This is a genomic window from Ruegeria meonggei, from assembly GCF_042768335.1.
GTDB lineage: Bacteria > Pseudomonadota > Alphaproteobacteria > Rhodobacterales > Rhodobacteraceae > Ruegeria > Ruegeria meonggei.
Genome location: NZ_JAXHBT010000001.1, coordinates 1,062,389 through 1,085,184 on the forward strand (window position 1 = coordinate 1,062,389; position 22,796 = coordinate 1,085,184).

24 protein-coding genes and 1 pseudogene are annotated in these 22,796 nt (G+C 58.4%); 12 read left to right on the forward strand and 13 right to left on the reverse strand.

The features are described from left to right. Positions 1–2: 2 nt before the first annotated feature. The 3 genes from SJY13_RS05245 to SJY13_RS05255 are packed head-to-tail and all read right to left on the reverse strand — an operon-like array spanning position 3 to position 2,235. Positions 3–482: a DUF6505 family protein gene (locus SJY13_RS05245; protein ID WP_377193571.1), complete on the reverse strand. Its 480-nt coding sequence runs from the start codon at positions 480–482 to the stop codon at positions 3–5. Between the two features lie 2 nt (positions 483–484). Then, positions 485–1,177 carry a biotin/lipoate--protein ligase family protein gene (locus SJY13_RS05250; protein ID WP_377188540.1) on the reverse strand — a complete coding sequence of 231 codons (693 nt, stop codon included), beginning with the start codon at positions 1,175–1,177 and terminating at the stop codon, positions 485–487. Continuing rightward, complete coding sequence (locus tag SJY13_RS05255; protein WP_377188543.1) at positions 1,174–2,235, reverse strand: Mrp/NBP35 family ATP-binding protein; 1,062 nt, start codon at positions 2,233–2,235, stop codon at positions 1,174–1,176. Before SJY13_RS05255 ends, SJY13_RS05250 begins: the two co-directional genes overlap by 4 nt. Before the next feature lie 132 nt (positions 2,236–2,367). Here SJY13_RS05255 and SJY13_RS05260 point away from each other — a divergent pair, with 132 nt between their 5' ends. Then, positions 2,368–3,096: a hypothetical protein gene (locus tag SJY13_RS05260; protein WP_377188546.1), complete on the forward strand. Its 729-nt coding sequence runs from the start codon at positions 2,368–2,370 to the stop codon at positions 3,094–3,096. Here SJY13_RS05260 and SJY13_RS05265 read toward each other — a convergent pair. Continuing rightward, positions 3,090–5,042 (reverse strand): 4Fe-4S binding protein, encoded by a 1,953-nt coding sequence (locus SJY13_RS05265; RefSeq protein WP_377188549.1) that lies wholly within the window; start codon positions 5,040–5,042, stop codon positions 3,090–3,092. The two genes, SJY13_RS05260 and SJY13_RS05265, sit on opposite strands and share 7 nt — an antisense overlap. A gap of 242 nt (positions 5,043–5,284) precedes the next feature. Here SJY13_RS05265 and SJY13_RS05270 point away from each other — a divergent pair, with 242 nt between their 5' ends. The 11 genes from SJY13_RS05270 (at position 5,285) to SJY13_RS05320 (ending at position 14,844) form a co-directional block, all read left to right on the forward strand. Then, a complete protein-coding gene (locus SJY13_RS05270) occupies positions 5,285–5,839 on the forward strand; it encodes a DUF3305 domain-containing protein (RefSeq protein WP_377193573.1) in 555 nt (184 codons plus the stop codon). After that, positions 5,836–6,426, forward strand: coding sequence for a DUF3306 domain-containing protein (locus tag SJY13_RS05275; protein ID WP_377188552.1), 591 nt, complete (start codon positions 5,836–5,838; stop codon positions 6,424–6,426). The genes SJY13_RS05270 and SJY13_RS05275 overlap by 4 nt, the downstream gene beginning before the upstream one ends. Before the next feature lie 4 nt (positions 6,427–6,430). Next, complete coding sequence (locus SJY13_RS05280; RefSeq protein ID WP_377188555.1) at positions 6,431–7,042, forward strand: TorD/DmsD family molecular chaperone; 612 nt, start codon at positions 6,431–6,433, stop codon at positions 7,040–7,042. A 58-nt stretch (positions 7,043–7,100) separates the two neighbouring features. Continuing rightward, a complete protein-coding gene (locus SJY13_RS05285) occupies positions 7,101–7,289 on the forward strand; it encodes a ubiquinol-cytochrome c reductase iron-sulfur subunit N-terminal domain-containing protein (protein ID WP_377188558.1) in 189 nt (62 codons plus the stop codon). Positions 7,290–7,394: 105 nt separating this feature from the next. Next, the gene (locus tag SJY13_RS05290; RefSeq protein WP_085821700.1) at positions 7,395–10,289 is read left to right on the forward strand and encodes a formate dehydrogenase subunit alpha; all 2,895 of its coding nucleotides are present in this window, start codon (positions 7,395–7,397) and stop codon (positions 10,287–10,289) included. A 12-nt stretch (positions 10,290–10,301) separates the two neighbouring features. Further along, a complete protein-coding gene (gene fdh3B / locus SJY13_RS05295) occupies positions 10,302–10,895 on the forward strand; it encodes a formate dehydrogenase FDH3 subunit beta (protein WP_085821701.1) in 594 nt (197 codons plus the stop codon). A gap of 96 nt (positions 10,896–10,991) precedes the next feature. After that, positions 10,992–11,342, forward strand: coding sequence for a putative quinol monooxygenase (locus SJY13_RS05300; RefSeq protein WP_377188563.1), 351 nt, complete (start codon positions 10,992–10,994; stop codon positions 11,340–11,342). Between the two features lie 27 nt (positions 11,343–11,369). Continuing rightward, positions 11,370–12,569, forward strand: coding sequence for a formate dehydrogenase subunit gamma (locus SJY13_RS05305; RefSeq protein ID WP_377188566.1), 1,200 nt, complete (start codon positions 11,370–11,372; stop codon positions 12,567–12,569). Continuing rightward, positions 12,570–13,826 (forward strand): c-type cytochrome, encoded by a 1,257-nt coding sequence (locus tag SJY13_RS05310; protein ID WP_377188569.1) that lies wholly within the window; start codon positions 12,570–12,572, stop codon positions 13,824–13,826. 19 nt (positions 13,827–13,845) lie between these two features. Continuing rightward, complete coding sequence (locus SJY13_RS05315) at positions 13,846–13,971, forward strand: hypothetical protein (RefSeq protein WP_377188572.1); 126 nt, start codon at positions 13,846–13,848, stop codon at positions 13,969–13,971. Then, on the forward strand, positions 13,972–14,844 hold the full coding sequence (locus tag SJY13_RS05320) for a substrate-binding domain-containing protein (protein WP_377188575.1): 873 nt from the start codon (positions 13,972–13,974) through the stop codon (positions 14,842–14,844). Here the strand turns inward: SJY13_RS05320 and SJY13_RS05325 are convergent, their stop codons facing one another. The 9 genes and pseudogenes from SJY13_RS05325 to hydA form a co-directional block, all read right to left on the reverse strand. After that, positions 14,845–15,660 (reverse strand): substrate-binding domain-containing protein, encoded by an 816-nt coding sequence (locus tag SJY13_RS05325; protein ID WP_377188578.1) that lies wholly within the window; start codon positions 15,658–15,660, stop codon positions 14,845–14,847. 18 nt (positions 15,661–15,678) lie between these two features. Continuing rightward, positions 15,679–16,413 (reverse strand): ATP-binding cassette domain-containing protein, encoded by a 735-nt coding sequence (locus SJY13_RS05330; RefSeq protein ID WP_377188581.1) that lies wholly within the window; start codon positions 16,411–16,413, stop codon positions 15,679–15,681. Next, positions 16,406–17,119 (reverse strand): ABC transporter permease, encoded by a 714-nt coding sequence (locus tag SJY13_RS05335; protein WP_377188584.1) that lies wholly within the window; start codon positions 17,117–17,119, stop codon positions 16,406–16,408. The genes SJY13_RS05330 and SJY13_RS05335 overlap by 8 nt, the downstream gene beginning before the upstream one ends. A gap of 155 nt (positions 17,120–17,274) precedes the next feature. Further along, positions 17,275–18,265: pseudogene (locus SJY13_RS05340) on the reverse strand (ABC transporter substrate-binding protein). A 56-nt stretch (positions 18,266–18,321) separates the two neighbouring features. After that, positions 18,322–19,167 carry an ABC transporter permease gene (locus SJY13_RS05345; RefSeq protein WP_377188587.1) on the reverse strand — a complete coding sequence of 282 codons (846 nt, stop codon included), beginning with the start codon at positions 19,165–19,167 and terminating at the stop codon, positions 18,322–18,324. Beyond that, positions 19,164–20,096, reverse strand: a complete 933-nt coding sequence (locus SJY13_RS05350) for an ABC transporter permease (protein WP_377188590.1) — start codon at positions 20,094–20,096, stop codon at positions 19,164–19,166. Before SJY13_RS05350 ends, SJY13_RS05345 begins: the two co-directional genes overlap by 4 nt. Continuing rightward, complete coding sequence (locus SJY13_RS05355) at positions 20,086–20,874, reverse strand: ABC transporter ATP-binding protein (protein ID WP_377188593.1); 789 nt, start codon at positions 20,872–20,874, stop codon at positions 20,086–20,088. Before SJY13_RS05355 ends, SJY13_RS05350 begins: the two co-directional genes overlap by 11 nt. Beyond that, positions 20,871–21,272: a hypothetical protein gene (locus tag SJY13_RS05360; protein ID WP_377188596.1), complete on the reverse strand. Its 402-nt coding sequence runs from the start codon at positions 21,270–21,272 to the stop codon at positions 20,871–20,873. The genes SJY13_RS05355 and SJY13_RS05360 overlap by 4 nt, the downstream gene beginning before the upstream one ends. Then, the gene (hydA, locus tag SJY13_RS05365; RefSeq protein ID WP_377188599.1) at positions 21,273–22,727 is read right to left on the reverse strand and encodes a dihydropyrimidinase; all 1,455 of its coding nucleotides are present in this window, start codon (positions 22,725–22,727) and stop codon (positions 21,273–21,275) included. Positions 22,728–22,796 lie beyond the last annotated feature (69 nt).

Here is a 22,796-nt window from a genome sequence, read left to right on the forward strand (position 1 = left end):
GTTTATTCGTCAAGCGTCCCGTGAACAGCCAGAGCATCTAGCTGCGTTTCCTGCGGTGTAATGATCCGGTACGCCTCGTGCACGCCGTTTTCGGATAACTCTCGGGCAACCGTCAAAAGAGTGTTTGGGGCATGTTCATCGCACAGCTCGCTCATATGCTCGATTTCGGCGCGCGCTACACCCAATGCCGCCTGAACTGAGGGCGCGCCGTAGAGTTGCACAAAGTGCTGGGCCAGGCTTTGCGCGATTGACTCAACCTCAGCCTCTTCGATCTGGGTAACAGCCACAAAGGTCACCCGGCCAAAGGTTTCCACCCCCAGCCAGCCATTAGCAAATGCCTGACGCGCTTTGCCTTCCAGATCGCCCTGCCCCCAGTTCGAGAACTCGAACCCCCCTGAAATGCACCATTCACCGGTACGCGCCGGGGAATGAAACACGTTCATATCGCTTTCGTCGAAGTGAATTGCGCGGGCCAGTTTCATCATCAGTTCTCCAACACGTCGGTTAACGGGCGCAGTCGTGTGTCAGCGCCGTCACGGATCAGCATCCCGAACCGCTCATCCGTGCCGACAAACACACCCGTGTCTTCAATGGGTTCGCCAACACCTTGTAGCAGCCCCATCCATTCCGCGTGCAGCGGCGCATTGCCATCCTCTTGCCAACGGTTCAGCCATGTCAGCATATGACGCGACCAGCTTTCTATCAGCTGCACCGGCGACACTTCGGCACAGCCTTCGTCATACAGCGCAGTGACATCAGGGGTTTCCCCAGGTGCGTCACCGGTTTGCAGCAGTGCAAGTTCCCAACCAATCACCAACCAATCTGGTTCCTGTTCAGGGTCTCCGGTCGAAGCCGCCGCATGAAACAAACCGCATTTAGCACCGTTCACACAGATCAGCCCGTCCCAGCCCAGATGCACCGCAACCTCGGGTGGTGCCAGCGCGCCCAGGGCATTCTGGAACCCCACCGAACATAGCGGCAGCATGACCATTGCGTCCTGCAGGGGTAACTCGGGCGCAAAGACGATGGCAACACGCAGGCGGTCGGCCTGAATGTTGTAAACCACCGTCCCGCCATCGCAGCCCAGCGCCGCCATTGCCTGCGCACGTTCAAACGGGTCCTCTGTGCCCTGAACCGGATGGCCTGTCAGCAAGGGCGGAAAAACCGGTAGGCTCATGCGTTGCCTTTGGCGATCATGTCCCGTGCGATCTTGCGGAAAGCCTCGGCCTGTGGGCTGTCGGGTTTACTGACCACGATCGGAGCACCACCATCCGCCGCCACACGGATGTCCAGATGCAGAGGGATTTCACCCATCAACGGCACACCCAGTTCCTTGGCTTCCGTGGCGACACCACCGTGACCGAACACATGTTCTTCGTGACCGCAATTCGAACAGATATGCGTCGACATATTCTCGATCATGCCCAGGATCGGCGTCTTGAGCTGGTTGAACATGTCGATCCCTTTGCGGGCATCAATCAGGGCAACGTCCTGCGGGGTCGACACAACGATAGCTCCGTCCACCTGGAACTTTTGGCTCAGCGTCAGTTGCACGTCGCCTGTGCCCGGCGGAAGGTCAACAATCAGCACGTCCAATGCGCCCCACTGCACCTGTCCCATCATCTGTTGCAACGCGCCCATCAACATGGGACCCCGCCAAACAACCGCCTGCCCTTCGTTGGTCATCAGACCCATAGACATCATGGTCACGCCATGATTGCGCAACGGCAGGATCGTCTTGCCATCCGGGCTGGCTGGACGGCCCGAGACACCCAGCATCCGGGGCTGAGACGGACCATAAACATCCGCATCCAGCAGACCCACGCGGCGCCCTTCGGCCGCCAACGCACAAGCCAGGTTGGCCGAAACCGTAGATTTCCCCACGCCGCCCTTGCCCGAGGCAACGGCAATTATCCGGTCCACACCCGCTACCGCCTGCGGTCCAGTTTGCGAGGGCTTAGGTTTGGGTTTCAGGTCCGGCGGGGCCTTCTCGGAATGTGCCGTCATCATAGCCGATACGCTGGCAACGCCGTCCACCATCTGGGCGGCCTGTTCGGCGGCAGCGCGCACCGGCTCCATCCGTTCTGCCTGTTTTGGGTCGATCTCAAGCACAAAGCGCACGGTGTCACCTTCGACATTAAGCGCGCGGATCACGCCGGCGCTTACAATGTCCTGACCGGACACAGGGTCGGTGATCTTTTTCAGGTTCGCCAGAACCGCGTCACGAACACTCATGCGGTTTTCCCTTTGATGGGCCCGTTTTTCAGAACCGCGCGTATCGACAGGCTTTGGTCGCCGCTCATTGCATGTGTCTCCGTCTTATTCTGTTTATTTGACGCATTTGGGGCCGGGCCGTTAGGTTAAGCCATGCGCGTTGTCCTTTTGTGCCTGAGCCTGACGCTCTCCGCCACCCCCTCTTGGTCGCAAGAGGCACTGGGCCTTGTCGCCCCGGCCGAAGTTTCAGACTCTGGTCTGTTGCAACATATCCTTCCGCGCTTCTCTCTCAAGACCGGGATACGCGTTATTGCCGATGATGGCGGCGTTTTGGTGCTGGAAACCGCACCGCCAGGGGATCCGGTATTTGCCCGCGATGGTGTCGTTTACCATCTGCGGATCGAAGCGGACGCCAGACACGAACGGTTCCGAGACTGGTTGCTGTCGGATATCGGCAAGCGCACAGTCGAAAGCTTTATCCCCGATCAAGGCGTACCGTTCTCTGCCCGTTTCGAGGTTGCTGCAATACAAGAGGAAACAAAGGTCGATGGCAATGCAGTGTTGGGTGAGGAACTTTCGATGACCCATTGCGGCAGGTGCCATGTAATCGGACCCAAGAACCGAATGAACGGGTTGGGATCGACGCCTTCTTTTGCGGTGCTGCGCGGGATGCCGGACTGGTCCGAAAGGTTCGAGGCGTTCTTTGCGCTGAACCCGCATCCTGCGTTCACACAGATCGAAGGTCTAACGCCTCCGTTTGACCCGCAGCGCCCCTCGCCCATTCACCCGGTCGAGATAACGTTGAATGAGCTGGAAGCAATTCTAGCCTTCGTTTCGGTCCTCACCGCCGCTGATCTGGGCCAGCCGCTGCAGCTTCAATGATCCTTTCTTTTTGAAAAATAGTCTTCGGTCGTAACAACCTTGGGTTTCGGATTCGACTGAAACGGATTGTCCTCTAGCTGAAACTGCGCGTTCACACGGCAATTGTCGCACATCTGGATCATTCGGGCCTTGTCAGAAGTCGCGAACATCGGGTGCGTGCCCGCTAGTTTCTCCATGATCCGTTCGACCGTTGATTTCACACCGAACAGCGCACCGCATTCCACACAGGCAAACGGCTCTTCCTCGTTCAGTACCTGTTGGGACAGGGCCGCGTCGCTCAGATCGAACTGCGGCACCAGAGTAATGGCATCCTCGGGGCAAATGCCCTTGCACAATCCGCACTGCAAACAGGCGTCTTGCTGGAAGTTCAGCTGCGGCTTGTCCGGGTTATCAACCAAAGCCCCCGACGGGCATAGCGACACACAGCTCAGGCACAAGGTGCATGCGTCGGTATCAACGGCAACAGCCCCGTAGGGTGCGTTTTCCGGCAGGGTCAAAGGTGCCTCGGCTTTTGGGTTCAAGGCCTGCGCAGACAGTCGTGCGATCTGTCTGCGGTTGCCCAAGGGCAGAACCGGATCGGCCAAGGGGGCGGGCACGTGTTGGGCGTAAAGCATCCCCGCCATCGCGTCTGGATCGCCCTCATCAATCAGCCCGACATTGTCCAACCCTGAAATCGACAAGGCCAAGTTGAGTTCCTGGTCCAGCGCATCGCGCTCGGTTGTGGGGGCCAGCAAGACATCCACGCGGGCAAACCCGTTCGCCAAAGCGGCCAGCATTTCAGCGTGACCAAAGCCTGAGATCACGTTCAACTCAAGTGGCACAACGTCAGCGGGCAGGCCTCGCCCAAACCGGGCGGCCAGCCGGATCATCTCGGCCCCATGGGCATCATGGACCAGCAAACGAGGGGCCGTGCCCCCTGCGCGCCGAAACGTGCGGGCCAGGATATGCATCCGCGACAACACAGCCGCAACCGGCGGATCCTCATAGGTGATGGCGGTCGAAGGGCACAGGGCGGCACATGCGCCGCACCCTGCACAGATCATCGGATCGATGGCCACGTGTTCACCCGCCGGAGTGATCGCGCCGGTAGGGCAGATATCCAGACAATTGGTACAGGCGACCTGCTCGGCCCGGGAATGGGCACACAGGGTTTCCTCTAGCCGAACATATAGCGGTTTTTCGAACGTGCCGACCAGCTGGGCCGCCTCGAACGCCAGCCGTGCGACGGCAACGGCATCTTTGGGATCGGCCCGCAGGTAACCTTCGCGCTTGGCCGGGGCCTGAACAAATGGCGCCCCTCCGGTCAGGTCGAGGATAATATCGCAAGACGATTGCGCCCCATCCCGCGGGGCGGACCACCCAAAGGCGCCCCGGCCACCTGGTTCAAGCTGCTGCAATGCATCCAGGTGCAGGGAAAACCCACCCAGCGCACCGTTGAGCGACCGCACCTTTCCACGCACTACATCAAAGGCACGCGACACCGTCTCAGCCATGTCGGTGACCAGAACCGTCACAGCCAAAACAGGGGCCAACTGCGCTGCCAGATCAAAACACACATCGCCAGGGCCGATGATAAAACAGGTACCCTCACTGATAATGTCGACGCTGGGCGTGACGGGCTGAGGCAACACCGCTTCGGCTGCAAGCGCGGCGATCTTAGGCGTCGCGTCGTTGCCCTGCTCCGACCACCCGGCCCGATCGCGCAGATCAACAAATCCCGGCGCTTCGATATTCAACTCATCAGCCAGTGCCCGAAATACGTCTTGTTCCTGACCACAGGCAATCACGGTGTCACCATCCTGCATCAGGGACGCGGCTTTCTCTAACTCTGTGGTGCAAAGCGCCGTGTGAACTTTGGAACATCCGACCCCGCAGGCGGATGCGATTTGGTCTGCGTCCAGGTTTTGTGTCCCAGCGCAGTCGCATAATATGATTTTTGTGCCCATGGCCTCCCCTCAGGCGTCTCCCCCGTCAAGTCATCAGATTAGGGTGTCTGCAGAAAGTGGCAATCCCTGCGCTGTCCCGCCCTCGTAAAACCGGCCTACAAAAGGCCTTTGGCGAGAGGTCAGCAAATAAAGAAACGGTGAACACTGGCTATGCGACCAAAGGAGGGGCTTGGCACAGGGCCGGATTGTGTACCATAGTGGACCCCGTGGAAGGCAGGGGAGAGCCTTCCGGGGAGGACTATGTGGCCAAGGCCGCCAGCCAGATTGAAATGCCAATCGGCGTCGTCGTGCGCAAAACACCCGGTGTAACCCGCTGGGCGAAATGGAACTGGCGCGCCGTTGCTGTGCTGCCGGGTGCCAGACCCGCTGCCTGGCTGGAGATGCGCCGTGAAGGCGAGGCTGTCGAGTATCACGCGGCCACCCTGCCCCTGACCCTTTGGGCGGATGAATCCGAAGCCTACATGGTCAACCTGTCTGACGGGCAACCCTCAATCTACCTTGTTCTGCGGGACGCGCTGGATGGCAGCCAACCAATGGATGCAGTGCTGGTCACAGCCTCGCCGTTCGAAGGGCAGGATTACGCGGATACCGGCGAAGAGATCGTCGAGAAAATACCCATGACCGAAGGGTTGATTGCCTGGGTACGCGATTTTGCATTGGAGCATCATCGCGACGAGGTGTTCGTCAAGCGTCGCCGCGACAAGAAACGGACAGACCTGGTCGAGGATGGCAAGGGCGACGCCCGCATCCGTCAGGACTCGGACGTTTACCGCGCCCCGCGGAGGATCGTGCAATGAGCGAAGCCCGCGATTTCTGGTCCCGCCGCAAGGCCGCCGTTGAGGCCGAGACCGAAGCTGAAGACCTTGCAACCGAGGAACAGGCCATTGCAGCGCAACAGGCTGCATTGAACGAAAAAAGCGACGCTGAGATATTGGCGGAATTCGATCTGCCCGACCCCGATCACCTGCAATCCGGTGATGACGTATCCAGCTTTATGGCGAAGGCCGTACCCGACCGTCTGCGGCGCCGAGCGCTGCGGCGCTTGTGGCGGTTGAACCCGGTGCTGGCCAATGTGGACGGGCTGGTTGATTACGGCGAAGACTACACCGACGCTTCCTGTGTGATCGAGAACATCCAGACGGCCTATCAGGTCGGCAAGGGAATGTTGGCCCACGTAGAAGCTCTGGCCGCTGCTGCCGAGGCCGAGGATGCCGCGCCCGAAGTAGAAGCTGAAACGCCAGAACCCGAGGCTGACGCACCGCCCAAGATCGCCGAAGAACCGGAACCGGAACCGGAACCGGTCGTGATAGCGCAGGCTGAGGATGCAGAAGAGGATTATTTGCCTCCTGCCCCGCGCCGCATGAAGTTTGAATTCGAAGGATGACCCTATGACCGCTAGCAACGCGCAAAACATGGATGTCCCGGCCGAGGATCGCCTGCGCGCGGATTTCTATAACTTTATCGGGCTGCTACTATCGGCCCCGCCGGATCAGATGTTGTTGAATCAGGTAGCAGGTCTGTCCGGGGATGAAACCGATCTGGGTCAGGCCATTCGGGCGATGGCACGGGTGGCCAAGGTCACCAAACCGGCCGCCGCGGAACGCGAATTCAACGCGCTGTTCATCGGTCTGGGCCGGGGTGAGTTGCTGCCCTACGCCAGCTTTTACCTGACAGGTTTCCTGAACGAAAAACCCTTGGCGCAGCTGCGCAACGACATGGCAGTGCGGGGCATCACCCGTGCACAAAACGTGTTTGAACCCGAAGATAACATCGCCTCATTGATGGAGATGATGGCAGGCATGATCGTGGGCCGCTTTGGTGCGCCCGCGCTGCTGGAAGACCAGAAGGCCTTTTGGAACAAACATATCGGCCCCTGGGCCGCGCATTTCTATTCGGATTTGGAAGCCGCTGAAAACTCGGTTCTCTACGCGTCGATCGGCACCGCCGGTCGGGTGTTCATGGAGATCGAGCGCGAAGCGTTCCGAATGACGGCGGTATAGCCCGCCACTCGCCAGCGCCCCAAACGGCGCTAGATCGCAATTGGGAAAGGAGAATCCCATGAGTAAGACAAAGGAAGATGGCGCCACGCGCCGTGATTTCCTGAAACTGGCCGGAACCGCAGCACCTGCTGCTGTCGCCGCCGCCAGCCTGAGCGGTCAAGCCGAAGCAGCCGAGCTGCCAACGGACGACACCCGCATTCAGGATACCGCGCACACGCGCGCATATTTTGAAAGCACCCGGTTCTAGGACCGGACGTTTTCACACCCGACTGACGGTTGCGATTGGCCCTGACGTCGGCACCACAAGTACCAAGCCAGCCATGGCTCACATGGCCAGCAAGGGAGGAAAACAATGCTTAGGAAAAAGACCAACGGGGTTGCGAGACGCCCCCAGCGGACAAGTATCCTGTCCCAGGTCGGCGAGAAAACCGTCGATCGCCGCGCATTCCTGCGTGGATCGGGCCTGACGATCGGCGGATTGGCCGCGATCAGCGCTACGGGTGGAACCGTGACGCAAGCCAGTGCCCAGACTGCGGCCAACCAGGCTGTTGAGAACGTCAAATCCGTATGCACCCACTGTTCGGTCGGCTGTACGGTCGTCGCCGAAGTGCAGAACGGCGTCTGGGTCGGGCAGGAACCCGGCTGGGACAGCCCGTTCAACCTGGGTGCCCATTGCGCCAAGGGGGCCTCGGTTCGCGAGCACGCCCATGGCGAGCGTCGCCTGAAGTATCCGATGAAAAAGGAAGGCGGCGAGTGGAAACGCATCAGCTGGGAAGAGGCGATCAACGAGATCGGCGACGGCATGATGAACATCCGCGAAGAATCCGGACCGGACAGTGTGTACTGGTTGGGTTCCGCGAAACATAACAACGAACAGGCTTATCTGTTCCGCAAGTTCGCCGCCTACTGGGGCACGAATAACGTGGACCACCAGGCCCGTATCTGCCACTCGACCACCGTTGCGGGTGTTGCGAATACATGGGGCTACGGCGCCATGACAAATTCGTACAATGACATCCACAATTCCCGGGCCATCTTCATCATCGGCGGCAACCCGGCCGAGGCGCATCCCGTGTCACTGCTGCACGTTCTGCGCGCGAAAGAGCAGAACAACGCCCCGCTGATCGTGTGTGACCCGCGCTTTACGCGCACCGCAGCCCATGCTGATGAATATGTCCGCTTCCGTCCCGGCACCGACGTTGCTTTGATCTGGGGCATTCTGTGGCACATCTTCGACAACGGCTGGGAGGACAAAGAGTTCATCCGCACCCGTGTCTGGGGTATGGACCAGATCCGCGAAGAGGTTGCCAAATGGAACCCGGATGAGGTCGAACGCGTCACTGGGACACCCGGATCGCAACTGCGTCGGGTCGCGCGTACCATGGCCAACAACCGTCCTGGCACGGTGATCTGGTGCATGGGTGGCACACAGCACACCAACGGCAACAACAACACCCGCGCCTATTGCGTGCTACAGTTGGCGCTTGGCAACATGGGCACCTCGGGGGGTGGCACCAACATCTTCCGTGGCCATGACAACGTGCAAGGTGCAACGGACCTTGGTGTTCTGTCCCACACCCTGCCCGGCTACTACGGCTTGTCGAAAGGGGCTTGGGGCCACTGGGCGCGCGTTTGGGGAGAAGAACCCGAATGGCTGGCCGGTCAGTTCGCCTCGATCAAGGACAAGGAAGGCAAGGACAAACCGCTGCAGAACGAGCGCGGCATTCCGGTGTCCCGTTGGATCGACGGTGTATTGGAAGATCCGGCGAACATGGACCAGGACAACAACGTCCGCGCCATGGTTCTATGGGGCCACGCGCCTAACTCGCAAACGCGTATGACGGAAATGAAAACGGCAATGGAAAAGCTGGACATGCTGGTCGTGATCGACCCGTATCCCACTGTTTCAGCCGTTCTGCATGACCGCACCGATGGCGTTTATCTGTTGCCGGCCTGTACTCAGTTCGAAACCCGCGGCTCGGTCACGGCCTCGAACCGGTCGCTGCAGTGGCGTGACAAGGTGGTTGATCCGCTGTTCGAAAGCCTGCCGGACGAGGTCATCATGGCCAAGTTCGCCAACAAGTTCGGCTGGGCGGATCGGTTCTTCCGCAATATCGAAATGGAAGACGCCGAAACCCCGAATGTCGAAAGCATCACGCGTGAGTTCAATTCGGGTCTGTGGACTATCGGCTATACAGGTCAATCGCCGGAACGTCTGAAAAGCCATATGGCCAACCAGCACACGTTCGACAGAACCACGCTGCAAGCCATTGGTGGACCAAACGACGGCGAATACTACGGCCTGCCCTGGCCTTGCTGGGGAACGGCTGAGATGGGTCATACGGGGACACCAAACCTCTATGACATGTCCAAACCGGTGGCCGAAGGCGGCCTGACCTTCCGCGCCCGTTTCGGCGTGGAACGCGATGGCGACAACCTGCTGGCCGAAGGGGTCTATAGTGTTGGATCAGAGATTCAGGATGGGTATCCTGAGTTTACGATGCAAATGCTGATGGACCTCGGCTGGGACGGCGATCTGACGGCTGAAGAACGTGCCGCGATTGACGCCGTTGCGGGGCCCAAGACCAACTGGAAAACCGACCTTTCGGGCGGCATCCAGAGGGTCGCGATAGCGCATGGCTGTGCGCCCTTCGGGAACGCCAAGGCCCGCACGGTCGTCTGGACCTTCCCGGATCCGGTGCCGCTGCATCGTGAGCCGTTGTATACGCCACGCCGCGATCTGGTGGAGGACTATCCAACCTATGAGGACCGCCAGGCCTATCGCCTGCCGACCTTGTATGCCTCGATCCAGAAGAACGACTTTTCAAAGGATTATCCAATAATCCTGACGTCTGGTCGTCTGGTCGAATATGAAGGCGGCGGTGATGAGACACGGTCCAACCCGTGGCTGGCCGAGCTGCAGCAGGACATGTTCGTCGAGATCAATCCGCGCGATGCCAACAACCTTGGTATTCGTGACGGATCACAGGTCTGGGTCGAAGGTCCTGAGGGCGGCAAGGTCAAGGTGATGGCGATGCTGACCAACAGAGTTGGTGCCGGCGTGGCCTTTATGCCGTTCCACTTTGGCGGCCATTTCCAGGGTGAAGACCAGCGGCACAAATACCCCGCTGGAGCGGATCCCTATGTGCTGGGTGAAAGTTCCAACACCGCCCAGACCTATGGCTATGATTCAGTGACCCAGATGCAGGAGACAAAATGTACTCTCTGCAAGATCTCGGCAGCGTAAGGAGGACGATAAATGGCTAGAGCAAAGTTTCTCTGCGACGCTGAACGCTGCATCGAATGCAACGCCTGCGTAACCGCGTGTAAGAACGAGCACGAGGTGCCTTGGGGCATCAACCGCCGCAGGGTGGTGACGATCAATGACGGCGACCCGGGCGAACGCTCGATATCGGTTGCCTGTATGCATTGCTCGGATGCGCCCTGTATGGCGGTGTGCCCGGTTGACTGCTTCTATCAGAACGAAGAAGGGGTCGTCCTGCATTCCAAGGACCTGTGCATTGGCTGTGGCTATTGCTTTTACGCGTGCCCGTTTGGCGCGCCGCAATACCCGCAGGCGGGCAACTTCGGGTCACGTGGCAAGATGGACAAGTGTACCTTCTGCGCCGGCGGCCCCGAGGAAACCCACTCGACCGCAGAGTTCGCCAAATATGGTCGCAACCGGATCGCCGAGGGCAAGCTGCCCATCTGCGCCGAGATGTGTTCCACCAAGGCCCTGCTCGCTGGCGACGGCGACGTGGTCTCGGCCATCTACCGTGAACGCGTTGTGGCGCGCGGATTTGGTTCGGGTGCCTGGGGTTGGGGCACAGCCTACGACCAGAAGGACGGCTGAACAGGCCTTCAAGACCAACAGTCCCGCATTTCGCGTGCGGGGCTGTCATGATGCATGTAAAGCACCACCACATAATCTGACCGCAACGGAGCGAACATGACAAACGATGTCCATTGGGTTCTGAAGCTTGACTTGAACCTGGATAATAAACCCGAGTTCGAGGCGCTTATGCATGAAATGGTTGCAGCCACACAGCAAGAGTCCGGTGCCAAAAACTATGAATGGCACCTAAGCGATGCACGTGTTCAAATCTATGAACGATATGCCAGTTCCGAAGATGCGATGATCCACATGCAGAACTTTGGTGAGAACTTTGCGGATCGTTTCCTGGCGCTGCTGACACCCGTTCAGCTTGATGTCTACGGACCTGCTAAAGACGACCTGCGCGCCGCCCTGACCCCTGTTGGAGCGGTTTTTCATCCGCAAATCGGCGGTTTTTCCCGCTAATCCAAGTTTGCACAGGAGAGTACCCCGATGCGCCTGATCCAGTATCTGCTGATCTCGATGTTCCTTACCGGGTTTGCATGGGCACAGGACAGTTCTGACGTCCAGGGCACGCCAGACCGGGCAACAACGGGCGGGGCCACAACATTGGAAGATATCCTGGCCCGCCAACGCGGAGAAAAGGTTGACAACAGTTATCGTTCAGAGAACACCGGGCAAGGCAATGTCGAGGGCCTGATGGGGCAATTTGGCACGCGCGGTGTCACCTCGGACAGTGATGTCTATCGTGCGTTAAGGTATGGGTCTGCGGATGTCACAGTGTCGTCCAAAGGACCGGCCGCCAGCGTTTTGATACAAGACGGCGGCATGTGGTGGCTGAATTTTCGAACCGGGCCACTGCGTGAATATGGAACTTACATCATTGCCGGGATGCTGGCCGTCATTGTTCTGTTCTTCCTGCTCCGAGGGAAAATCCGCATCGATGGTGAAATAACAGGTCGAACCGTGACCCGGTTCAACAGTTTCGAACGCTTCGGCCATTGGCTTTTTGCGGGATCTTTTCTTGTTCTTGGCCTGACGGGCCTGCTGACCCTGTATGGGCGTGACTTTCTGATACCGCTCTTTGGAAAAGAAGGCTTTGCCGTCATCGCCCGGGGGTGCAAATGGTTGCACAACAATCTGGCCTGGTCGTTCATGCTGGGCCTGGTCATCGTTACCGTGAACTGGATCGCCCATAACATCCCCAACCGCACTGACCTGAAATGGCTCGCGGCCGGAGGCGGGTTGTTTACCAAAGGCAGCCACCCACCCGCCAAGAAATTCAATGCAGGGCAAAAGGTTATCTTTTGGGCCTGTATTCTTCTGGGCGTATCCATCAGCTTGTCTGGCCTGTCACTGCTGTTCCCATTTGAAATGCCGTTGTTTGCCAAAACTTTCTCGATCGTGAATTCAACTGGTATTCCGCAGATGTTCGACCTGAACCTGCCGGTGCAAATGTCACCGCAGGAAGAGATGCAATATGCTCAAGTGTGGCACGTCATGGTCGCCTATGTGTTCATTGCCATCATCATCGCTCATATCTATCTGGGGTCTGTCGGAATGGAAGGAGCGTTCGACGCGATGGGCACCGGCGAGGTTGAAGAACAATGGGCGCGCGAGCATCACTCGCTGTGGCTTGCTGAAGTTCAGGACAAAGAGGCCGGAAAGACGGCGGCCTCACCTGCCGAATAAATGCGCGGGCTGGTCGTTGCACTGGCGCTGATCCCCCTCCCCGCCCTGGCTGAGTTCTTTACGCTCAAGGGCCACGGAGGGCCGATCATGGGGATCGCCACTGCACCTGACGGTCGGATCGCCACGGCCAGTTTCGACAATTCGGTTGGCCTGTGGTCAGACCAAACTCCTCAATGGCTGGAAGGCCACGAAGCTGCCGTCAACAGCGTCGCATTTAATGGCACGGCGATCTATTCCGCAGGCGATGACTTTACCCTGCGCCGCTGGCCTAGCGGCGCAATTGTGGGCAAGCACAAAGGTAAAATCGTTGGGCTTGCCGCCTCGAAGACACATGTTGCCACAGCCAGTTGGGACGGCACTATCGGCCTGTGGCCGGTGGATGACTTTACGCCTCAAATGCTGGGGCCCATCAGCAGTGGCGTTAACACGGTTGCGTTTTCCTCGGATGGAACACTGCTTTACTCCGCCGGCATGGACGGCGCTTTGCGGCTGTGGGACGTGTCCACCGGTCAGGAAATGCAGCGTGTGGTGGAACATGGGTTTGGCATCAACGAGCTGGTGTTGAACACTCAGGACAACTGGATTGCCTATGGCGCAGTGGACGGGGTCACGCGTGTCCGTGACTTGACCACTGGCGAAGAGCGTGACTTCACTCTTGACCGCCGTCCAATTCTGGCGCTGGCGCTCAGCCCGGATCGGGGCCTTTTGGCGGTTGGGGATGGCGAAGGGTTCATCATGGTCATCGACACGGAAGAGTGGCGTATCGTGCAGGATTTCCGCGCAACGCTGCGCGGCCCGGTCTGGGCGTTGGCTTTTTCCGCAGACGGCCAGAACATCCATGCGGGCGGTATCGACGAGGCCATGTACAGTTGGCCAGTTGCCGCCCTCGGCGATCACGAACAGATGGCTACGGCCGAGCCTAGTTTCCTGAAAAACCCCGATGAGATGAGCAACGGAGAACGCCAGTTTGCCCGAAAATGCTCAATCTGCCATAGCCTGACACCTGATGGTCAGCGACGCGCAGGCCCAACCTTGCACGGCGTGTTCGGACGTCAGGCCGGTACACTGCCGGGATATTTCTACTCGGACACGCTGCAAGACTCTGATATCATTTGGAATGACGAAACGATAAATGCCCTTTTCGACGAGGGGCCCGACCACTACATTCCAGGGTCTAAGATGCCAATGCAGCGGATCACGCAAGCCCAGGACCGCGACGATCTGGTCGCCTTTCTGCGCCGCTCTACGAGCCCATAGACCTGAGCCGGAGGAACATATGAAAGCCTTTCTTGCCGCTGCTGCCGCAATGGTCGTTATTACAGCCGCCGCACCATTTGCGCTGCAACAGATCGGGTTCAGCTCTGCGGATGCGGGCTCCGGTTCGGCTGTGCGCCTCGACTGAATGACCGAATACCTGACAACTAAGGAACTGGCCGACCTGCTGCGCATTGGTGAGCGCAAGGCCTATGATCTGGCCTCATCCGGCGAGGTTCCCTGCGTCCGCGCCATGGGCAAGCTGCTGTTCCCACGAGCCGAAGTCATCGCCTGGCTTAACGCCTCGCGGTCCGGCCCGCAGGTCTCGGAACCGCCTTTGCCGCCGATCGTGGCGGGCAGTCATGATCCGTTGCTGGATTGGGCTCTGCGCGAAAGCGGATCAGGGCTGGCGACCTATTACGACGGCTCGTTTGACGGGCTGAACCGTCTGACGGATCGCCGCGCGCAGGCTGCAGCACTGCACATCCACGAAGACGGCGGTTTCAACACTCAGACCCTACGCACCACCCTGGGAGAGGCACCGGTGGTTCTGTTTGAAATTGCGCTGCGCCAACGTGGGCTACTTTTGGCCCCCGGCGTGACTGGGTTGAAAGGGTTTGCCGACCTCAAGGGGCGCAAGGTCATCCTACGCCAGAACAGCGCCGCCAGTCAGCGGCTGTTCGATGCCCAGCTTGAGGCCCATGGCCTGACACGCGACGATCTGGACACCCTGCCCACCTGCGCCCGCACCGAAGAGGAACTGGCCATCGCCCTGCACGACAGCAAGGCGGAAGCCGGATTCGGATTAGGTGCCCTTGCCGGGCTGTATAACCTAGGCTTTGCCCCAACCCATTCCGAGCGCCTGGATCTGGCCATCTGGCGCCGCGCCTATTTCGACGATCCGATGCTCAAACTGCTCAGCTTTCTGCAATCCGAGCGTTTCACCACCCGCGCGGCCGAGTTTGGCGGATACGACCTGGCGGGATTAGGGACGATTCATCACAACGGCGCCAGCGGCTGACTATTTGGCATTCGGAAAGAACAGCTGCTGACCATCCAGCTTATAAGACTCGATTGCCGTCTGGCCATTTGGTCCTGTCAGCCAGTCGATGAACCGCTGACCCGCCGCTGAACGCACGCCCGGATGTTTCTTGGGGCTTACCAGGATCACGCCATATTGATTGAACAGGCGTGGATCGCCTTCAACCAGAACTTCAAGATTGCCCCGGTTTCCAAAGGACAACCACGTCGCCCGGTCCGTCAACACATAGGCGTCCATGCCGCTGGCTACATTTAACGTGGCTCCCATACCCGATCCGGTCTCGCGATACCATTCACCAGACGCGCCGGTTGGATCGATGCCTGTCGCCTGCCAATGCTGCATCTCAGCCTTATGTGTCCCACTATCATCCCCGCGTGATACGAAAGGAGTTTGGGTATCCGATACCGCAGTCAGGGCGGCAACGATATCGGTGCTTCCTTTCACTTTGGCGGGGTCCGATTTTGGTCCAACGAGGACAAAGTCGTTATACATCACATCGAACCGTTCAACGCCCCAGCCATCCGCCACGAACTGATCCTCGGCTTGTTTGGAATGCACCAGCAGGACATCGCCATCGCCGTTCACCGCATTCCGGATTGCCTGCCCTGTTCCGACGGCAACCACACGCACGTCGATCCCCGTCTCTGCCTCGAACCCCGGCAGAATGTAGTCCAGCAGGCCTGAATTCTGTGTCGATGTCGTGGACTGCACCACAATAAAAGGTTCTTCTGCCGTTGCTGGGCCTACCAAAAGGCCAAGTGCAACCAGATTTACCCGAACGAAATTCCGGATCATTCCACTCTCCACAATCAATTAAGTAACGAGACCGCCCGCCAAATACCGGCGCGAGGCGAGGCTTTTCGGGGTGTCCAAAACCTGCTGGGCCACCCCGTGTTCCACCACATGACCGCCCTGCATCATCACGACATCCGTCGCCAACCGCCGAGCCTGGCCGATATCGTGTGTGACCATGACAATGCGGACACCACGGGCTGAGGCGCGTTGAACCATCCGCTCGATCATTTGCGTGGCACTGGGGTCAAGCGCGCTGGTCGGCTCGTCCAGAAACAGGGTCTCGGGGTTCAACGCCAGAGCGCGCAGAATAGCCAGTCTCTGTGCTTCACCGCCTGACAAAGAGCGGGCTGATTGCCGGGCCTTCCCCTCTAGACCGCCTTCAGCCAGCAGTTCCTCGATCCGGGACTTGCGCCCCGTGCGCGTCAGACCCTGCCGTTTCAGAACAAAGTCCAGGTTAGCCGCAACCGAGCGCCGAAGCAGCACGGGTCGTTGAAACACCATCCCCTGACGGGCTTTGTGGTCAGCATTCAAGAGGGCACCATCCTGCCTGACCTGCCCCCGCTCTGGCACGATCAACCCGTGCAGGCATCGCAGAAGCAGGCTTTTGCCAGCCCCATTGGGCCCCAGGATCAGGGTCGGCCCGGGCCCGTCCAATGAAAGGTGTGGCACATTCAGCAAGGCCTTGCCCTTGCGGGTAATCTGAAGCCCATCAACGGACAAACAGCCTGCCATCTCAGAAATCAGGTCACGCATGGCGCAACCCTTCCTCTTCAGCCCGCAGGCTGAGTGCGCTGACCATGGCATTCACAGCCACGGCGATGCCGATCAGGATCGCGCCCAAGGCCAAAGCCAGTGCAAGGTTACCCTTGGACGTTTCCAGCGCAATGGTTGTCGTCATTACGCGCGTAACGTGGTTGATATTGCCACCGACGATGATGACCGCACCCACTTCGGCAATCGCACGGCCAAACCCAGCTAACAATGCAGTGACCAGCGCAATCCGCGCATCCCATAGCAACACCGGTACGGAGGCCAGTCGCGAAACACCCAACGAGCGCAACTGTTCCGAATACTCCTCGGCCAGCATCTCAACCACCTGCCGGGTCAGCGCAGCAACAATAGGTGTTACCAGAACCACCTGAGCGATGATCATCGCGGTCGGCGTATAGAGTAGCTCGAGCACACCCAATGGTCCGGATCGCGACAGCGTCAAATACACCAGCAGACCCACGACAACCGGCGGAAACCCCATCAACGCGTTCATCAGCACGATCAACACACGCCGTCCGGGAAAGCGCGCAACTGCCAAAGCGGCCCCAACGGGCATCCCGATCAGGGCGGAAATCAGAACGGCAATGATGGACACCTGCAGGGACAGCACCACAATCGCCCACAGCTCTGAGTTGCCGCGAATGATCAACGCAATAGCCTGACTGAATTCTGATGCAAAACCCTGCATTATTTTCTGACCTGCGGACATTTCGAATGAAATGCGTTAATTTACAGCGTAATTCTAAGGCATTTATGCCCCAAGTACAGACACAAATCCGACACCCCAAACAAGAAACGCGGCCCCGTTTGGGACCGCGCATATGGACACCGATGGAAGTGGGTTTAGTTCAGTGCAGCATCCGTGATCTGATGGGTCCAAGCACCATCAGGCTGCTTGGTGATCACCGGGTCAGAGCCTCCGGCCAGTAGCGTGCCCACAGTCCGGTCGAAATCTGCCGGGTCCAGCGCGCCGTTTGATCCCGCAGTCAGCTTGGCGATCTCACCCATCATGCGTTTCTGGTGCTCTTCGGTCTGGGCACCAGTTGCGTCATTTTCAAGCACTATATCAGCCGCCTCATCCGGGTTTTCTTCGGCGAATTTCCAGCCTTTCATCGAAGCACGCACAAAACGCTCCATCTTGTCGACGAACGCCGCATCGCTCAGGTTTTCCTCCAGAACGTACAGGCCGTCTTCCAACGTGGCGACGCCCTGGTCTTCGTATTTGAATGTCACCAGCTCATCCGGGCTGACACCCGCGTCGATGACCTGCCAGTATTCATTGTAGGTCATCGTGCTGATACAATCAGCCTGACGCTGTAGCAGCGGATCGACGTTGAAGCCCTGTTTCAGAACTTCGACCCCGCTTTCGCCTTTGCCGGCGGTGTCGATTCCCAGCTTAACTCATCCAGCTCATGAAGGGAAATTCGTTGCCAAAGAACCAGACACCCAGCGTGCGGTTCTTGAGGTCATCGGGCGAGGAAATCCCGGCATCCTTCCAGCAGGTCAGCATCATACCCGAACTTTTGAACGGCTGCGCAATATTGACCAACGGCAAGCCCTTTTCGCGCGCAGCCAGAGCCGCCGGCATCCATTCAACGGTCACATCGGCACCGCCCCCTGCAATCACCTGCGTGGGCGCAATATCGGGACCGCCGGGCAGGATCGTCACATCCAGCCCCTCTTCTTCGTAAAACCCTTTGTCCTTGGCCACGTAATAGCCTGCGAACTGCGCCTGCGTGACCCATTTCAACTGCAGTGTCACCTCATCTGCTGCAAGCGCCGCACTGGCTGCAAGGCTAAAGGCGGCGACCGCACCGCTGAGTAGCTTATTCATCTTCATATCTCCTAGTTGCTGTTAAAGCCCCGTTTTCGGGGTCTGTTGAAAAGTTTTTATCCACGTTGCGACGGATGCCAGAAGGTCACCGCTTTTTCGATCATCGCCACCAGACCATAAAACGCCGTGCCGGCCAAAGCAGCCACAACAATCTCGGCCCAGACCATATCCAGCGACAATTGCCCGACGCTGGTTGATATCCGAAAGCCCATGCCCAGGGTTGGCGAGCCAAAGAACTCGGCCACGATAGCGCCGATCAGCGCCAGGGTGGTGGAAATCTTCAACCCGTTGAACACAAATGGCATCGCGGCGGGCAAGCGCAGCTTTAGAAAGCTCTGCCAATAGGTCGCTGCATAAGTTTCCATCAAGTCACGCTGCATGACGGTTGCTTCTCTTAACCCTGCAACCGTGTTCACCAGCATTGGGAAGAAGACCATCACCACCACCACAGCGGCTTTCGAATGCCAGTCAAACCCGAACCACATCACCAAAATGGGGGCCGTGCCCACAATCGGTAAAGCCGCGACAAAGTTCCCAACCGGCAACAGCCCCAGACGCAGAAAGTCCCAGCGATCCACGGCAATCGCCATCAGGAATGCAGAAAAGCAGCCAATGATGTACCCGCTCAGCGCGCCTTTGATGATCGTCTGGACAAAATCCACCCAAAGGATAGGCAGGCTGCCCGCGAAACGCACTGCGATAACCGACGGTGCAGGCAGGATGACCAGTGGCACATTCAGCCCACGCACCAACAGCTCCCATATTCCGATGATGGTCAGACCAAAGATCAGCGGTGCCAGAAACCGCACCAATCGGCTGTTGGCTTGTGGCCCGCTCGCCAGTCGGCTGTTCAACCACCAGCCAAACAGCCAAAGAAGGACGGCACACAGAACTAAGATCATTGCGCCATCCCCATCCGTTTCAGGACCGAACGTTCAACCATCCCCAGCAAGCCCACAAGACAGGCCGCCAGAATAGCCGCTGCAAACAGAGCGGACCAGATCTGAACCGTCTGACCATAATAGCTGCCCGCCAGCAATCGCGCGCCCAGCCCTGCCACCGCGCCGGTTGGCAACTCACCTACAATCGCCCCGACCAGTGAGGCCGCGATACCAATTTTCAGAGAGGTGAACAGATAGGGCATCGACGCGGGCAAGCGAAGTTTCCAGAACCCTTGTGAGCTGCTCGCACTATAGGTGCGCAATAAGTCCAGTTGCATCGCATCCGGGCTACGCAGACCTTTCACCATGCCAACCACGACCGGGAAGAAACTCAGATAGGCCGAGATCACCGCCTTGGGAATGATCCCTTGAATACCAATCGAATACAGCACCACGATGATCATCGGTGCCAGCGCAATAATCGGAATGGTCTGGCTGACGATGGCCCAGGGCATGACTGACAGATCCATCACACGGCTGTGCACTATCCCGACGGCTAGTAGAATGCCCAACCCCGTTCCGATGGCAAAGCCCAGCATAGTGGCGCTGAGTGTCACCCAGGAATGATAGATCAATGACCTTTTCGAGGTGATTTTCTTTTCGACTGTTGTTTCCCACAACTCTTCTGCCACCTGATGCGGAGCGGGCAAACGTGGTCGTTCTTGCTCCCAAGTCTCATCGATGGCGTAGGGGTTGTCGATAACCAGCTCAAACTCGCTCATGTCGCGCCGATCAACCGCCTTGGGTGGATCAACCTGCTGCCCTGCCCGTTCAAATTCGGTCAGTACACCCTTGATGTTCATTGGCACACTCGCGGCGTACCAGAACAGAAGAATGACGCCAACAACGGTAAGGACAGCCCAAATAGCTCTGATCCCTTCACTCCTCATCAGAATGCCCCGCCCGCAGGCCCTCGCGCACGCGATGGGCCACTTCGATGAACTCTGGCGTATCTCGGATATCCAGTGGACGCTCCTTTGGCAAAGGGCTGTCGATCACATCCGTGATCCGCCCCGGTCGCGGGCTCATCACCACGATCTTTGTGCTGAGATAGACGGCCTCGGGAATCGAATGGGTTACGAACCCGATAGTTTTTTCGGTCCGCGCCCACAGCGCCAGCAGCTGCTCGTTCAGATGATCGCGTACAATCTCGTCCAGCGCCCCGAACGGTTCATCCATCAGAAGGATATCCGCATCAAAGGCCAAAGCCCGCGCGATGCTGGCGCGCTGCTGCATCCCACCGGACAACTGCCAGGGGAACTTGCCGCCAAACCCTTCCAGATCAACAAGTTCAAGCACGTTCCTGACCCGGTCCTCCTGCTCTTTCGCGGAATACCCCATAATTTCAAGCGGCAGCTTGATGTTCTTGGCAATGGTGCGCCACGGGTACAGTCCCGCCGCCTGAAACACATACCCATAGGCCCGATTCTGCCGTGCCTCATCCGGGGTCATGCCGTTGACGGTGAGCGTCCCTCCGGTCGGGGCTTCAAGCGCCGCGATACAGCGAAGGAAGGTGGTTTTACCACAGCCCGAGGGGCCAATGAAACTTACGAACTCGCCCTTATTGATCGAAAGGCTCACATCCCTGAGCGCGTGGATCGGGCCGTCGTTTGTTTGGAAGGTGAGGTTTAGCCCATTGGCTTCTATCACCGCCTTGCCATTCGTCATTCTTTAGTCGTCCCCAAATTTTCAACCCAGAACCATATCAGCCCCGCAATCGCCCCCACAGCCGTGAAGACCACCAATTCCTGCATTACATCCACCAGAGGTCGGGTAGTCATGTCTTCTGAAAAGAGCCATAGGTACACAGCCACGCTGGTGATTGCTCCTCCGATCCCAGCAATAGCAGGATTAAATTGGTGCATAATCACCGCACAGAGCCGCACTCCAAAAGCCGGAATCACAGTGGCCGCAATCGCAAGCGGCAACGTCGAGGCCGCAATTGATACCCAGACAAATTGGTCACCCCCTGTCTCAGTGAAAACACCCATTTGCCATCCCCAAAATACAAGAGACGCAACAAATACAGCTGCCAAGTAGCCCAGAACACTCCAAATGATCGGCACTCAAACCCCCGTCGCCGGAATACCCGTCCGCTCAATCGGCCGCGGCGCGGTCAGCTCTTTCCAGGTGCTTAGTGCTTTGTTGACGTGACCGTTGGGTTCACGGGCAACAAAATCACCATGTCCTTCCTGCGTGCGGACTTCTCCGTCATGCACAGCAACCTGACCGCGTGTCAGGGTAAAGCGCGGCAGGCCTTTAACCTCTTTGCCTTCAAACACGTTGTAGTCAATCGAGGATTGCTGTGTTTCTGCGCGGATCGTCTTGGACTTTTCGGGATCCCAGACGACGATGTCCGCATCAGCACCAACAAGAATCGCACCTTTTTTCGGATAGCAGTTCAATATCTTGGCGATGTTTGTTGACGTCACAGCCACAAACTCATTCGGAGTAAGACGACCGGTATTCACACCATGGGTCCACAGCATTGGCATCCGGTCCTCCAACCCGCCGGTCCCGTTGGGAATCTTGGTGAAATCCCCGACCCCAAAACGTTTCTGATCAGTCGTAAAGGCGCAATGATCGGTGGCCACAACGCTCAGCGTTCCGGAATGCAATCCGTTCCACAGACTGTCCTGATGTTGCTTGTTCCGAAACGGAGGGCTCATCACACGACGCGCGGCGTGGTCCCAATCCTGGTGGAAATATTCGCTCTCGTCCAAGGTCAGATGCTGGATCAAAGGCTCACCCCAAACGCGCTTGCCCTGCATCCGCGCCCTCCGGATCGCTTCGTGGCTTTCCTCGCAAGAGGTATGCACCACATAAAGCGGTACGCCTGCCATATCGGCGATCATGATCGCGCGGTTGGTGGCCTCACCCTCGACCTGTGGCGGGCGGGAATAGGCATGCGCCTCAGGCCCGGTATTGCCTTCGGCCAGCAGCTTGGCAGACAGTTCGGCGACCACGTCACCGTTTTCGGCATGTACCATGGCGATGCCACCCAGTTCGGCCAGCCGATGAAAGCTGGAATACAGCTCGTCATCATTGACCATCAACGCGCCCTTATAGGCCATGAAGTGCTTGAACGTGTTGATCCCGCGCGTCTCGATCACCGTCTTGATGTCATCGAACACCTGCTCACCCCACCAGGTCACGGCCATGTGGAACGAGTAGTCACAATTCGCGCGTGTCGATTTGTTGTCCCAGCGCTTCAGCGCGTCCAACAGGCTTTCCCCTGGATTGGGCAAGGCAAAATCCACCACCATCGTGGTGCCCCCGGCCAAGGCTGCCCGTGTTCCGCTCTCAAAGTCATCGCTGGAATAGGTGCCCATGAAAGGCATCTCCAGATGCGTATGCGGATCGATTCCGCCCGGCATCACATAACACCCGGTCGCGTCCAGCTCTTTGTCGCCTTTCAGGTCCAGCCCGATTTCGGTGATAACGCCACCTTCAACCATGACATCTGCCTTGTAAGACAAATCTGCAGTAACGACGGTTCCGTTCTTGATAACAGTGCTCATGTTAAACTCCCTCATGCGGTCTGCGCCGCTCGCTTCATCTGGCTAAAAATATCCCGGGGGAGTCGCCCA